A 13,478-nucleotide genomic window follows, 5' to 3' on the forward strand; every position below is an offset into this window, starting at 1 on the left:
TTTTTCTCTTATTTGCCCTTTGGCGGTGCGCTGAAGGCCGAAAGGCCCATGCGATCCAGCGCATATCCTTTGCCGAACATCAGATCGTACTGCAGCAGCCAGTGCTCCGCGCACCACCGCTGCTGGAACTCTGTGGGCTCCTGCGTGGTGGTGCCGTCCAGATTCATGGTGGTGCCGCGGGTGTTGGTGCGGCTGGCCACACGCAGCTGACGGTTCAGGAACTGGAAGTAAAGCGGCTCTTCCAGACCGTAGATATCCATCATCACCGGCGAGATATCGTAAGCGGCAATGGTGCCAAGGTCTACCTGCTGGTCGGAGTAGTTGGACCACATCAGCAGGGTGGTCTGGTGCAGGCGGGGGTCTGCGCTGGAATCGCTGGCATAGCCGGTGGCGGTATAGACGTCATAGTTGGAGTCGATGGGGTTGTAGTGGTCGCCCCAGAACACCAGAATGACCGGCTCGTCCACCTGAGAGAAGTATTCGGTCAGCCTGCCCAGCATGGCGTCCGCGTCCCGAATGCCGGTGGCAAAGTCCTCCAGTGCACCCACGGTGCTGGGCTTGAGGCCCGTGGGATGGGACACCACCTTTACGCGCTCGTCGTCCGGATAGTTGTCCTTATTATAATTGGTATGGTTCTGCATGGTGACGGCGTGCAGGAACACCGGCTTATCCGAGGAGGCCTTCATGCTCTCGTACTGCTGGATGATCTGGTCTGCCATGGAATCATCGGTAACAAGGCCGCTCGTCCAGTAGTGTTTCCGAACCTTGGTCACGCCATGCATATCCTCAAGGCTGATAAAGTCGTCAAAGCCAAGATTGGGGTAAGCCTTGTCGCGGCTCCAGTATTTTGCCCAGAAGCAGTGCACGGCAGCGGTCTGATAGCCCCGGCTCTTGAGATAATTGGGCATGGCAAACATGGGCTTGGTCACATGCTGCTGGTAGGGCTTGCTGCCGCTGGGCAGGAAGGACACCGAATAGCCGGTCAACGCCTCAAACTCCACATCGCAGGTGCCGCCGCCAAAGCTGGGGCTGTAGGCCCGGCCGTAGGCGCTGGTCTGCTGCAATGCATGCAGGTTTTGGGAGACGTCCGTATCAAAGGTGATGCCGTACTGTTCCAGCTCCGAGACATCCCAATAGGACTCGTCCATCACATAGATGATGGTGGGGTCCTTCACCTGCTCGTCCTTGGGCGTGACGGCACTGTAGCTGGTGGAATACAGCGGACTGGTGTTGAACTTCTGGCTCTCGTCCACATTGTCCAGCAGAGCATCCACTGCTTCCTGCGAGTATTCCTCCGGCTTATCGATCTCCAGATTGGTGAGGTTCGTCATAAAGCCGGTAATCACGCCATAGTAGCGGTAGTAACGATCCTGCATCCATGCGTCCGGCACAATGCCGACGGCCCGGGTGACGACAGGCTGTAAGTACACGCCGAACACCAGCAGGCAGAGGGCTGCAGCCGTGGCGGCAGAGCCCGCCAGCCGGGGCAGCCATCGCTGTTTGTGACGGCCGCGGAACAGAAAAAAGCTGCCCACCGTCAGCGCCAGCACCACGATGATGGTGACGACCATGCTGGTCTGGATCTTGAGGCCTGCAGCGGACGCCACGCCGGCAGCTTCCGACACCTGTGCCAGATCCCACGGCAGAAAGGGCTCGCCGCGCAGCTGCAGGGTATAGAAGTTCACCGCACAGGGCGCACAGCCCAGCACCGCCATGCCCAGCGTGGACAGCGGCGGGCAGCGGAATACCCAGTCCAGCAGCAGCCACACCAGAAACAGCAGCAGCCATGCCAGCAGGTAGGCCCCGATATGCGGAAAGATAAATTCTGCAAATACATCTGCGCTCAGGCTTCCGCGGGCGATCCATTCGCCCAGCAGCAGCGCGATCAGCGATGCCGCCAGCGGAAACACCATCCGCAGCGTCAAAAGCGGTTTTGGAGTTTTCATAGTTCCTGTTCCTTTCCTCATCCCGATGGTTTCATTCAACGCAAAAGCAACGTTTCCTACGCTTTTTGCACAAAGCTCCTGCGATTATTATAGTCACTTTACCGAAAAAGTCTACCCCCGATTTTACAAAAAATTCTCATGTTCCCCATTTTGCCAGCAGCTTTCGCCAAAACGCGGGCTTTTCCGGCTGCGGCGGTGCTTCCGGCAGGGCCGTGTGCACCAGTATGGCATCCGCGCCAATGGTCTCGATCTCCTGCCATGGAATGGTCAGGCTTTCATCCCGACCCAGCAGCCCGAACAGCCGGGGCCTGCCCAGCAGAATCAGGTTTTGCAGCTGGGCGGTGGCGGGGTCAAAGGCCAGGTCATCGGCCCGGCCAAGGCAGACGCCCTGCTCCAGCTGCACCACTTCCTTTTCACACAATTCCCGGATGGTCAATGCTGCTCTCCCCTTTCTGCCACAGCTTATGCGGCCGCCGGGCCGCTCATGCAAAAAGCAGTGGAAACCGCATGGCAGATTGTGGTATACTGAGGGAAAGCATTCCATCAGAAAATCGAGGACATTATAAATGTATAAAAGCATCATTTTTGATCTGGGCGGCGTCATGGTGGATTTTGACCCCAAAGCCTATCTGGTAGACCGCCTGTGCAATGCCGCCATCGAAGAGCAGGTCTACGACCTGACCTTTGGCAGTGAAGAATGGCAGCAGCTGGACGCCGGGCTGGTCTCCCGCTTTAACGGCAACAGCTCCATGCTCAAAAAGGCAAAGGCCGCCGGGCGCGAGTTCGAGGTGCAGGGCGTGCTGGACGACTGGCTGCACATTCTGCGTCCGCGCCGCCGGATGCAGGAGCTGGTACAGCGCCTGAAGAACCATGGCTACAGCGTGTATTACCTGAGCAACATCCCGCAGGACGTGCTGGAGCTGTTCCAGACGCGGGGCGTTCTGGACCACTTCGACGGCGGCGTGGCCTCCTGTGAGGTGCACATCAACAAGCCCGACCCCCGCATCTATCAGGCATTGCTGGACAAATACAGCCTCCGGGCCAGCGAGTGCGTTTTCATCGATGACAATCTGGCCAACGTGCAGGCCGCCTTTGCGCTGGGCTTTGCCGGCATTCAGATGAAGGAGAATGTGGGCACTCTGGTGCGCAGTCTTGCCACCTGCAATGTGACCCTGCGGTAATTTCCATAGAACCAGCAGCAGCCCCCGCCGGGATGGATCATCCGGCGGGGGCTGCTGTGCGCTGGGGTTACTTTTTCTCGTAGTTCTGGCAGTAGTGCGGGGTCTCCACCTGCTGCGTATTGCAGGTGCACTGCTCTGTCACTTTGATCTGGGGCAGCTCGCACTTGCAGCCGCTCACATTGTGGCTGCACTCGCAGACATCACAGGTAACGCCGATGTTTTCCATATTTATCACCTCACTGCCCTTAGCATGGCCCGCAGGCAGCGGGTTTATACTGGAAATATCATCCAGCCTTTTTTTCTTCGCGCTTAGACCTGAATGTGACTGCCACATGCCGGATGGACAGCACCGGGTGCACCGGCAGCATCCGGGGGCCTGCCCAGCGCATCACCGTGCGGATCTTCTCCCGCATGGCGGGCTGGTAGCAGTGCACCCTGCAGGCTGAGCAGAAGGTCTTGGTCTCCATAAATGGGCACTTATCAATGCGCATCAGGGCATAATCGTGCAGCTGCCTGCACTCCGGGCACAGGGTTCCTTTGGGTGTTTTGTGCTGCCTGCGGCAGTAAAGAGCGATCATCTCGCTGACCAGCAGCTTTTCGTCTGTGCGTTTTTTGTCCAGATCCTTTGGGGTATCCTGCATGGGGCGGGCCTCCTGTAGTTTTATTCCTTTTTACAGCGGCCCGACCGGATCGCAGCGCGGCGCACCACACTGCGCAGAAGTGCAAAGCCTACTGTAACACCAATTGCTGCAGCCACTGCCATATACACCGCCTTCTGAAATCAAAGCGGCAGGAGCACAGACCTTTCCGTCTGCCGTCCCCTGCCGCAGTTTTGATGCATCCTGTACAGAGGCTGCTGTTTTTGCGCAAAAGTTAGTGTTTGCTAACTTTCTGTTCTGCAAAAACACCGTTTTGCGGTGCTCTCATAGTTTATCGCAGCAGTCTCTGTTTGTCAAGAGAAGCTTCTCCGGCTTACCATGCAGCCAGATCAGCGCCCAGCTTGCGGCATGCAGCCTGAACATCATCGTCCGGAGCCTCGTTGCAGATCAGGCCCTCACCGTTCAGCACCTGTGCGCCGTCGCCCTGAGCACGCTCCACCCAATCGCGCATCCACTGGCCGTCGCCCCAGCCGTAGGAGCCGAACAGGGCGATCTTCTTGCCGTTCAGCGAGCCCTCCAGATCAGAGAACATGGGCTCAAACTCGCTCTCCTCCAGCTGCTCAGCACCCATTGCAGGGCAGCCAAAAGCAACTGCATCAAACTCAGCCAGCTTTGCGGCGTTCATTTCGCTGCAGGGCACGATGGTGCCGTTTGCACCCTCTGCCACGCAGTTTGCCATGGTCTCGGTGTTGCCGGTTGCGCTCCAGAATACGACTGCTACTTTGCTCATAAAAGATCGACCTCTCTCAAATCAATATTAGTTAGATATATCTAACTTCATTTTCCACGAAAATGCGTCTGACCACGCAGGCGCATCCCCATTTGGTTAGTATCTTCTAACCACCGATAGAATACCACAGCTTCCCGGCTGTGTCAAGCCTTTTATGCAAAAAGAACTGCCGCGGCCGAAAGTACGCCATAGATCACCGGCTGATGCAGCAGATACAGCAAAAGCGAGTGCCGGCCCATCCAGCCCAGCACCGGGCACACCGGGCGGCGCAGCGGTTCCATGCGTCTGCGGCCCACCGCCTTGTGCAAGTAGTACCCCGCCCAGAACAAAAACAGCCACGGCAGCAGGCCAAAGTAATCGGCGGAGTAGAACCAATCCGGGTAAAAGCCAAAAAATGCAGTAAAGTAGTTGGCATACAGGCTCTGCGGCAGCATCAGCTTCCAACCGCCAAGGCCCACCCAGCCCAAGCCGACCGGGTAGCACACCGCAAACAGCACCGCCGACACCGCAAGGCCCACAGCGGGCATCACTTTTTTCAGCAGCGGTTCCAGCACACCGGTCAGCAGCATGGCCGTACCCAGAAAGGTCAGCACGCCAAAAATGACCCGGCCTCCCGGCATGAACACCAGCGTCACCGCCGTTACCAGCGCTCCGGCGGCAAACACGGTAACACCGCGCCGCAGCATGTGCCGCCCAAAGGGCGCACAGAAGCCGGACAGCAGAATGAACACCCAGCAGATGGCCTGCTGCCACAAACGGCCCGGCGTACCGGCATACCACCCCATATTCATGTCAAACAGAAACACCAGATCCCAGCAGACATGGAACAGCATCATGCTGATCAGATCCAGCCCGCGCAGCTCGTCCAGCAGGGCGTAGCGGCCCGCCGGGGCCTTTTCCCGGGTGGTGTGTCCGTTTTTCATTCCCCCGTCTCCCCTTTCGCAGTTCATTTGACATGAGATAATTATAACCCGCCGCCGCTGTGCCTGTCAACGGAACCGTTCCGTAGGTTGAACAAAAAAACCGCTGCACAGCGGCAAAGCCATGCAGCGGTCAAATGAATAACTGGGGAAACCTTATCAGACTTCGGTGTTGAAGTAGCGCTTCAGCAGGCCCTCAAAGCCGCGGCCGTGACGGGCCTCGTCCTTTGCCATCTCGTGAACGGTGTCGTGGATGGCATCCAGATTCAGGGCCTTTGCCTTCTTGGCCAGATCCATCTTGCCTGCACATGCGCCGCACTCAGCCTCGGCACGCATCATCAGGTTCTTCTTGGTGCTGTCGGTGACAACTTCGCCCAGCAGCTCTGCAAAGCGGGATGCGTGGTCTGCTTCCTCGTAGGCATAGCGCTTGTAAGCCTCAGCGATCTCGGGGTAGCCCTCGCGCTCAGCCACACGAGCCATTGCCAGATACATGCCGACCTCGCTGCACTCACCCTCAAAGTTTGCGCGCAGGCCATCCACGATCTCCTGAGGCACGCCCTCAGCCTTGCCGATGCCCACAACATGCTCGGTCACATAGGTGTTGCCGGTCTTTTCCACAAAAGCGGAAGCAGGAGCCTTGCAGACGGGGCACTGAGCGGGGATCTCGCCCTCAGCAATATAACCACAGACGGTGCAAACATATTTCTTCATAAGAATTGACCTCCATCATTTTCTTTTTATCATTCACTGGTTTTTGAAGTGCGGGTGTTGGTACTCACCGGCCCTTCTCATGGCTCTATTATAGCGAATGATTCCTAGTTAGTCAAGGATAATTTTAAGAATTATTCCTACTTTTTAAAAATAAACCCGTCCACACCCCAAAAAGGGCACGCCCTCCCCGGCCCCGCCAAAGCGGAACCGGGAAAGCGTGCCCAGAAAGAACTGCTGTATTTCAGTCAGATCCGATCACACCTGCAGGTTGCTGCTGGTAGCGGCTTCGGAGCCGTCGGCAGCATCAAACTCGTAGTCGTTGCCGGGCAGGATAGCGTTCAGCAGGATGCCGGCGATCGCGGCCACAGCCAGACCGGACAGGTTGATGGTGACGCCTGCAACGGCAAAGCTGACGCCGCCCACAGAGTTGAAGCCCAGAGCGCACACCAGAATGACAGCGGCCACGATCAGGTTGCGGCTGTTGGTAAAGTCCACGCGATTCTCCACCACATTGCGCACACCGATGGCGGAGATCATGCCGTACAACACAAAGCTGATACCGCCGATGATGCCGGTGGGGATGGTGTTGATGACAGCCTCAAACTTGGGGCTGAAGCTCAGAATGATTGCCAGCACGGCAGCAATGCGGATGACCAGCGGATCGTAGATCTTGCTCAGAGCCAGCACGCCGGTGTTCTCGCCGTAGGTGGTGTTGGCCGGGCCGCCCAGCAGGCCGGCCATGGTGGTTGCCAGACCGTCACCCAGCAGGGTACGGTTCAGGCCGGGGTCGTTGATATAGTTGTGGCCAACAGTAGCGCTGATGGCGGCGATATCGCCCACATGCTCCATCATGGTTGCCAGTGCAATGGGGATGATGGTGAACAGTGCGCTGATGAACTCCGGGCTGCCGTCGATGGCAAACAGGCCCATGGCCTCCTTGTGCAGAGGGATGCCCACCCATGCAGCCTCAGAAATGCGCTGGAAGTCCACTGCGCCGGTCACCAGTGCCACTGCATAGGACACCAGCACACCGATGAGGATGGGCAGGATCTTGACCATGCCCTTGCCCCAGATATTGCATGCAATGACGGTACCCAGCGCCACAAAGGCCAGAATCCAGTTGGACTGGCAGTTGTTGATAGCAGAGGGGGCCAGGATCAGGCCGATGGAAATGATAATGGGGCCAGTGACCACCGGCGGGAAGAATTTCATGATGCGGCGGATGCCGAAGGTGGAGATCAGCACGCTGGCTGCCAGATACACCAAACCGGAGAATGCGATGGCTGCACAGGCATAAGGCAGCATCTTGGTATTGGCCACGGTCAGGTTGCCGTCCGCATCAGCCAGCATGGGGGCCACGATGGAGAAGCCGCCCAGATACGCAAAGGAAGAGCCCAGAAAAGCAGGCACCTTCTTTTTGGTGATGAGGTGGAACAGCAGGGTGCCCAGACCTGCGCACAGCAGGGTGGTGGAAACGCTCAGGCCGGTGAGCAGCGGCACCAGCACCGTTGCACCGAACATGGCAAACATGTGCTGCACGCCCAGAATGAACATACGGCCTGCGCCCAGCTGGCGCGCGTCGTAAACGCCTTTGGAGTAATCGATCTTTTCACTCATGAAGTTTTTCTGCCTCCTACAGAACTCGCAGCCCAAAAAAAGAGGCACCGCCGTCAGCAAAACGGCAATGCCCTTGAAATTTGGGAACAATGATTCCGCCCGGAAATGAGAAGTGCAATACAGCGCAGTCGATGATTCTTGTGCAGCATGGTGCGCTCCCCCTTTCATTCAGGCTCTTTCCAAACCGCCGCCCAAGCCCCGCAAAAGGCCGCAGCGGGCAGTCCCTCAAGAGATTATAGCAGACTTTTGGCCCGTGTGCAACCATTTTGCACAATTCTCCTGTATTTCCAGCCCGGAAGATCACGCCTGCTCTCTTGCAATCCAACCCAAATCGCACTATAATATAACCTACCATTGTAATCTGTATTATAAGAGAATTATCAGGAGAGTTTATGATCTATCTGGATTATTCCGCCAATACCCCGGTAGACGAAGCGGTTTTGCAGCGCTTTTGCGAAGTAGAGCGCAATTGCCCGGGCAATGCAAATTCCCGCCATGCAGCAGGCACTGCCGCAAAGGCTGCCATCGACACCGCCACCCAGAGCATTGCCCGCAGTCTGAATGTGCAGCCCGCCGAGATCATCTATACATCCGGTGCCAGTGAAGCCAACAACTTTGCCATCAAGAGCATCGCCCGGCTGGAGCGCCACCATGGCAAACACATTATTTCCACGCCGCTGGAGCATTCCTCGGTGAGCGGCAGCCTGACCGCCTTGCAGGAGCAGGGCTATGAGATCGATCTTTTGGACATCCGGCAGGACGGCACGGTGGACCTTGCCCACCTGAAAGAACTGCTGCGCCCGGACACCATTCTGGTGGCCGTCACTGCCGTGGACAGCGAGCTGGGCGTGGTGCAGCCGGTGGCTGAAATCGCAGAGATCTTAAAGGCCTATCCCCACTGCCATTTCCATGTGGATGCCACGCAGGCCATCGGAAAGCTTCCGGTCAGCTTTGAAGGCATCGACACCATGAGCCTGACTGCCCACAAGTTCTACGGGCTGAACGGCATTGGTGTGCTGGTCAAGCGGCGCGGCCTTGCGTTGGAGCCGCTCATCCATGGCGGCGAGAGCACCACCATTTACCGCAGCGGCACCCCCACCGTGGCGCTGGCCTGTTCGCTGGCGCTGGCGCTGGATAAGGCCGTCACCGAGCTGCCCGCCCGGGTGGAGCACATCCGCGCCCTGAACGCCTGCCTGCGCACCGTCCTTGCAAAATACCCCAAGGTGCGCATCAACAGCCCGGAAGGCGCTGTGCCGCAGATCCTGAACCTGAGCGTGCAGAACGTAAAGGGCACCGTGTTCCAGCGGGAGCTGGATGCCAGAGGCGTCTGCGTCTCGGTCAAATCAGCCTGCTCTTCGGACGGCCTGCCCTCCCGCGCCGTGTTTGCCGTGAGCCATGACCGGCGCAACGCACTGTCCTCGTGGCGCATCAGCCTGAGCCACCTGACCACCGAACAGGAACTCGACGATTTTATGCAGGCCTTCGATGCCTGTTACACCACTCTGACCCAGTGAGATATATGAGGCGACCCATGAAAAAGACTTTAGAGCCCTATCAGCTGATCGAACGCAGCATCAATATTTACAAAGAGGAAACGCACGGAAAAAATGAAAACGCCGTTCGTTCTTTTGCTCTGACCGATACAGCAAAGGCAATCCTCAACGCCCAGCGCGAGCTTACCGGTGACTTTGAAAGCGTGTTTTGCATCAAATCAGAAAGCACCTACCGGCATCGCTGGGCACTCTATTGCAACTCCAATGGCATCAATCCGTGCACTCCCTATGAGCTGCGGCACACCTTCGTTTCCATGATGAAACGTCTTCCAGAAGGTGAGCTCAAACAACTTGTTGGCCATAGCAAAGACATGGACACCTTTGGCGTATACGGTCACGCATTTGGTTCCGATGCCGAAGATACCGCGCAAGCTGTCAACGGTGTCCTGTTTAAGATTTTGAATCCAGAATCTCGCAAATAGAATGCAATTTTTTCTTTTTTTATTTATGAGTGCGTGACCTCTTGCGTGAGCAAAATCATAACCCCGCGTGAAAACGCGGGGTTTGCAGAACGGCCCCATAGGGGCCATAATACCAGCCGCGCCTAAAGGCGCACAATGAGCGACGTCAACCGCACACTGACGTCGCTTTTACTTTCTCATACTATCTGTAGGCACTTCTGGCGAATCGTCGTCATCGAAGTCAGCTACATTCTTGAATGGATCTTCGTATTCCTTGAAGCTCAACTGGTCGCACATCTGATCGTTGAACTCTTGTTCCTGAATGTATTTGCGGATTTTGGCTTCATTTCCACCTACTGTATTTACGTAATATCCTTTCGCCCAGAACACTCTCCTTCCGTATTTGTATTTTAGGTTTGCATGTCGCTCGAATATCATGAGCGTACTCTTCCCTTTGAGATACCCCATGAAATCTGCTACGGCAAGTTTGGGCGGTATCGACACAAGCATATGGATATGGTCTGGCATCGCGTGTGCTTCTATTATCTCTACATGCTTGTAATCGCATAGTGTCCTTAGTATTTTTCCAATATCTTTTCTTAGCTTTCCGTATATCACTTTCCTGCGATATTTCGGTACTAGCACTATGTGATATTTGCAATTCCAGCTCGTATGTGATAAACTTTTCTCGTCCATATGGATGAACCTCCTTTTGCTTTAGTATGCGGTTGGCGTTACCCGCTTCTAATTATAGCAAAAGGAGGTTCTTTTTCTACCGTTTCAACGCTACGGCTCTTTTCTTCCACAAGCATAGCTTGTGGTTTTCTATATGAAAAAAGAGCGTTAATTCTTAACGAATCAACGCTCTTTTTAGTGGTGGAGGCGATGGGAGTCGAACCAATTCCCGCCGTTCTATCGTGAAAAAATCGCAATTTTCAGTCTGAAAATGTGGCGTTGCTATGGGCTTAAATTCTGCACATAGAACCGCACCCAGTTCCCTAAAATCGGGAAGTGTGGTAAAAACTGTGGTATTTTTCAGCCGTGCAGCAGCTTCATAAATACCGCATTGACGGCCTGCGCGGTCTGCACATCCTCACCCGTCAGAGCGTGGCTGTACTGGCCGAATGTGTCCATGTCTTCGGAGTGACCTACAAGCGCCTTGACCTCACCAGCGGGCAGCGTCTTGATTGCGGAAACAAAGCTGTGCCGCAATTCGTACAGACTGACCGGCTGCAGATCGTTGGCAGTGCAGAACACTTTCCAGCGCTTATAATACCGGCGTTCGGTTTCCAGACAAAACACGCTTTCACAATGCCCTGTGATGGCCCTCTGAGCTTCCAGAACGGCCCGCGCCACGTCGGACAGGACGAAGGCCCGCACCGCGTTTTCGTTCTTCCCGCGCGTCTCCCGACCCTTCACGTTGATGGAGCGAGAGAGGTTCACCGTGTCGCCTTTGATATCCGCCCAGCGCAGCCCCAGCAGCTCACCCGGCCGCAGCCCCGTCAAGACCTCAAAGCGGTATGCTTGGATATAATCATCGTGCACCCGCTTGCCCCTGTAAAGCGTTGTGTCCGTGCTGAAGAGCTTCACAAGATCGTCCGGCTGCAAGACCTTCTTGCCCTTCAGGCGCGCGCCCGCTGGTATCTGCACATCTTCCGGCAGGAAGGTGGACAGCTTTGCTTTTCGGCAGTATTTGCAGAAGGCGCGGAGATCACCGGCCAGCAGTTGCAGCGTTTTCCGGCTTCGCCCCGCCGCGTGGGCCTTGTTGACGATAGCTTGTAAATCTGCATCCGTCAGGGCGTTCACCCGCTTCTTCCCGATTGCTGGCAGCACCCAGACCCGCCACCGGCTCTCGATCGGCTCATAGTTGCCCGCGCTGGTGGTCTGTTTCAGACCGTCGAACCAGAGCTTGTACACATCCTCTACCCTGCCCACCTTCACGCCGATACCGTCTTCTAACCACGCATCGGCCTTTCGGTTTGCTTCCCGCTGGCCGGTCCGGCCCGGAGTGCTGCTGTAAAAATACCGGCGCTGGCCGTCCTTCTGCACCGCCACCCGCCACCGACTGAACTTCTCTTGCCAAACGGCCGTATTGGTTCGTTTACTCATCGCGGTAGAATGCCCTCAGTGCCTGCAACGGCGGCAAGAACTCGTTGCAAATCTGGTCTGCCACTCCAATGGCGGTCTTTTCATCATAGACGTGAGAGGTTATATTTCGGGCTGTAAGAACATCGTTCCAGCCCTTTGCATCCACGATCATGCCAGCCGCAAAGGCTTCTTTCAAAATCGCGCGGGGAGAGGAAAACGGAATGGTGCTTCCCTGATCTTCCAAGTATTCCTTGATGGACTTCCACGCCAGCTCTACGGTAAATTCAAAGCGCTGGATCAGGCCGTCCCGATAAAGCGCATCCTGTTGGCTCTTCTGGTAAATGGCTACCGCCTGTTCCAGCTGGGCCAGAGCGCTGATATAATGTTCAACTTTTTGCAGCATAAAGTTCTACACCGTCCTTTTTTATATTTTCCAAAAATACCGGGTTCATCCCGTCTTTGATATGCACGATATCAAATTTCAGCAGCGTGGGCAGTTCTTCGCATTCCAGCCAGAACTCCGACCGGTTATTCTCTGGCATTCCATACACCGCTAGATCAATATCGCTGTTGTATCGGTTATCCCCTCTGGCACGGGAGCCAAACAACACAAGCCGCTTTGCGCCGTACCGCTTTGCCAGCGCGGCAATCCGGCTATAAAGTTCTTCCATTATACTGTCTCCTTTTAGGCAACGCAGTTTCATCGAAGGAACGAATTTTTCAGTTTTGCTCAAAAATGAGCAGAACCCTCTCGGTGGTCGCCCCAGCATCAACCACATTATAACACTGGACATGGCGACGTACGTAACGAACTCGTTCCCCCTCCCTATGGTGAATCACCGCACCTACAACCATAACATAACAAAACGTTAGGTTATGGGCATAACGTTTCACTGTCGAATGGGAGTTTGCCAATTTCTTTCAGCACACTATACGCAGCACGAGAGGCAAGCTGGGCCGGAGGCGCAGGGCTGTCCAACATATCGCACATCTCGTCGTATTCGTGGTCAATCGGATGTTCAAGAAGCCATTTCTGCATTTCGGCAATACGTTCCGGTGTAAGCCAACTACTCATAGAATTTCACTCCATTCTTTTCTCACGGTAACGGATTTATATACCATCTTTCGACATAGTCACCATAGCTCTCAATCTCCCATTGCTTCGATTCTTCCATCGTCATAAGTTCTGCGCTTCAGACTGTTCTTTCAGTCTGCTGTAAAGTTCATAAGATTCAATAAATAGCCGCCGCTGAAACTCTTCTTCCTCTATAATCTCCGGCGTTACGATTCTACAACGACTTGGAATATAGTGGGTGTGTTTATATTCAATTACAAACGCGTCCCGACGGCGAACACTCTCCGAATGAAGTCTCTGATTCTCTTCAAGTGCCTGTTTTATTTCATCTGCATCCATTTTGGCGGTCATGCTTCGACAGCATTCTTTATACTCTTTTTCATCCCTACGATATGCTTCCTTATATTCGTGAAACAAACGGTTTTGCTCAACTTCTTCGGCTATAATCTCAGGTGTGGAAACAGACACGCTCAGAGTAAGGCCATGTGCCTTCCTGTATTCAGCTTCAAGCGCATCTTGCCGCTTTACGCTCTCTTTCCAGCGCTGCTGTATCTGTTCTTTCGTGTATTCCATAGCTTTCACCATGCGCTCAGGCCT

The 13,478-nt window shown here is 55.2% G+C and carries 17 protein-coding genes; 3 read left to right on the forward strand and 14 right to left on the reverse strand.

The window, feature by feature from the left end; all coding sequences use genetic code 11:
* Positions 1 to 8: 8 nt before the first annotated feature.
* Together ACKXF7_RS12890 and ACKXF7_RS12895 are read right to left on the reverse strand one after the other, a co-directional pair.
* On the reverse strand, positions 9 to 1,946 hold the full coding sequence (locus ACKXF7_RS12890) for an LTA synthase family protein (protein WP_423741524.1): 1,938 nt from the start codon (positions 1,944 to 1,946) through the stop codon (positions 9 to 11).
* 136 nt (positions 1,947 to 2,082) lie between these two features.
* Positions 2,083 to 2,382, reverse strand: a complete 300-nt coding sequence (locus tag ACKXF7_RS12895; RefSeq protein ID WP_423741525.1) for a PRC-barrel domain-containing protein — start codon at positions 2,380 to 2,382, stop codon at positions 2,083 to 2,085.
* 130 nt (positions 2,383 to 2,512) lie between these two features.
* On the opposite strand from ACKXF7_RS12895, the gene ACKXF7_RS12900 reads away from it, so the two are divergent.
* Positions 2,513 to 3,127 carry an HAD family hydrolase gene (locus ACKXF7_RS12900; RefSeq protein WP_423741526.1) on the forward strand — a complete coding sequence of 205 codons (615 nt, stop codon included), beginning with the start codon at positions 2,513 to 2,515 and terminating at the stop codon, positions 3,125 to 3,127.
* 67 nt (positions 3,128 to 3,194) lie between these two features.
* Here the strand turns inward: ACKXF7_RS12900 and ACKXF7_RS12905 are convergent, their stop codons facing one another.
* The 6 genes from ACKXF7_RS12905 to ACKXF7_RS12930 all read right to left on the reverse strand — a co-directional run bounded on the left by ACKXF7_RS12905 (position 3,195) and on the right by ACKXF7_RS12930 (position 7,764).
* Positions 3,195 to 3,353, reverse strand: coding sequence for a DUF1540 domain-containing protein (locus tag ACKXF7_RS12905; protein WP_249238587.1), 159 nt, complete (start codon positions 3,351 to 3,353; stop codon positions 3,195 to 3,197).
* A gap of 58 nt (positions 3,354 to 3,411) precedes the next feature.
* Positions 3,412 to 3,768, reverse strand: coding sequence for a nitrous oxide-stimulated promoter family protein (locus ACKXF7_RS12910; protein WP_423741527.1), 357 nt, complete (start codon positions 3,766 to 3,768; stop codon positions 3,412 to 3,414).
* A gap of 331 nt (positions 3,769 to 4,099) precedes the next feature.
* Positions 4,100 to 4,516 carry a flavodoxin gene (locus tag ACKXF7_RS12915; RefSeq protein ID WP_005940293.1) on the reverse strand — a complete coding sequence of 139 codons (417 nt, stop codon included), beginning with the start codon at positions 4,514 to 4,516 and terminating at the stop codon, positions 4,100 to 4,102.
* A gap of 152 nt (positions 4,517 to 4,668) precedes the next feature.
* Complete coding sequence (locus tag ACKXF7_RS12920; protein ID WP_423741528.1) at positions 4,669 to 5,439, reverse strand: heparan-alpha-glucosaminide N-acetyltransferase; 771 nt, start codon at positions 5,437 to 5,439, stop codon at positions 4,669 to 4,671.
* A gap of 156 nt (positions 5,440 to 5,595) precedes the next feature.
* Positions 5,596 to 6,147, reverse strand: coding sequence for an NADH peroxidase (locus tag ACKXF7_RS12925; RefSeq protein WP_005926148.1), 552 nt, complete (start codon positions 6,145 to 6,147; stop codon positions 5,596 to 5,598).
* 255 nt (positions 6,148 to 6,402) lie between these two features.
* Entirely contained in the window at positions 6,403 to 7,764 is a 1,362-nt protein-coding gene (locus ACKXF7_RS12930; protein WP_418266261.1) for a uracil-xanthine permease family protein, read from the reverse strand.
* A 392-nt stretch (positions 7,765 to 8,156) separates the two neighbouring features.
* On the opposite strand from ACKXF7_RS12930, the gene ACKXF7_RS12935 reads away from it, so the two are divergent.
* A complete protein-coding gene (locus tag ACKXF7_RS12935) occupies positions 8,157 to 9,278 on the forward strand; it encodes a cysteine desulfurase family protein (RefSeq protein WP_423741529.1) in 1,122 nt (373 codons plus the stop codon).
* Between the two features lie 17 nt (positions 9,279 to 9,295).
* Positions 9,296 to 9,739, forward strand: a complete 444-nt coding sequence (locus ACKXF7_RS12940) for a hypothetical protein (protein ID WP_423741530.1) — start codon at positions 9,296 to 9,298, stop codon at positions 9,737 to 9,739.
* A gap of 168 nt (positions 9,740 to 9,907) precedes the next feature.
* On the opposite strand, the gene tnpA is transcribed toward ACKXF7_RS12940, so the two are convergent.
* The 6 genes from tnpA to ACKXF7_RS12970 all read right to left on the reverse strand — a co-directional run bounded on the left by tnpA (position 9,908) and on the right by ACKXF7_RS12970 (position 13,454).
* The gene (tnpA, locus tag ACKXF7_RS12945; protein WP_117948336.1) at positions 9,908 to 10,414 is read right to left on the reverse strand and encodes an IS200/IS605 family transposase; all 507 of its coding nucleotides are present in this window, start codon (positions 10,412 to 10,414) and stop codon (positions 9,908 to 9,910) included.
* A 339-nt stretch (positions 10,415 to 10,753) separates the two neighbouring features.
* Entirely contained in the window at positions 10,754 to 11,827 is a 1,074-nt protein-coding gene (locus ACKXF7_RS12950; protein WP_423741531.1) for a tyrosine-type recombinase/integrase, read from the reverse strand.
* Positions 11,820 to 12,209 (reverse strand): nucleotidyltransferase substrate binding protein, encoded by a 390-nt coding sequence (locus tag ACKXF7_RS12955; RefSeq protein WP_348583617.1) that lies wholly within the window; start codon positions 12,207 to 12,209, stop codon positions 11,820 to 11,822. The genes ACKXF7_RS12950 and ACKXF7_RS12955 overlap by 8 nt, the downstream gene beginning before the upstream one ends.
* Complete coding sequence (locus ACKXF7_RS12960; protein ID WP_348583618.1) at positions 12,193 to 12,477, reverse strand: nucleotidyltransferase domain-containing protein; 285 nt, start codon at positions 12,475 to 12,477, stop codon at positions 12,193 to 12,195. The genes ACKXF7_RS12955 and ACKXF7_RS12960 overlap by 17 nt, the downstream gene beginning before the upstream one ends.
* Before the next feature lie 203 nt (positions 12,478 to 12,680).
* Positions 12,681 to 12,881 (reverse strand): hypothetical protein, encoded by a 201-nt coding sequence (locus ACKXF7_RS12965; protein WP_348583619.1) that lies wholly within the window; start codon positions 12,879 to 12,881, stop codon positions 12,681 to 12,683.
* Positions 12,882 to 12,983: 102 nt separating this feature from the next.
* Positions 12,984 to 13,454 carry a hypothetical protein gene (locus ACKXF7_RS12970; protein ID WP_348583620.1) on the reverse strand — a complete coding sequence of 157 codons (471 nt, stop codon included), beginning with the start codon at positions 13,452 to 13,454 and terminating at the stop codon, positions 12,984 to 12,986.
* Between the last annotated feature and the right edge of the window lie 24 nt (positions 13,455 to 13,478).

This window comes from Faecalibacterium sp. 7 (genome assembly GCF_049562865.1).
GTDB lineage: Bacteria > Bacillota > Clostridia > Oscillospirales > Ruminococcaceae > Faecalibacterium > Faecalibacterium wellingii.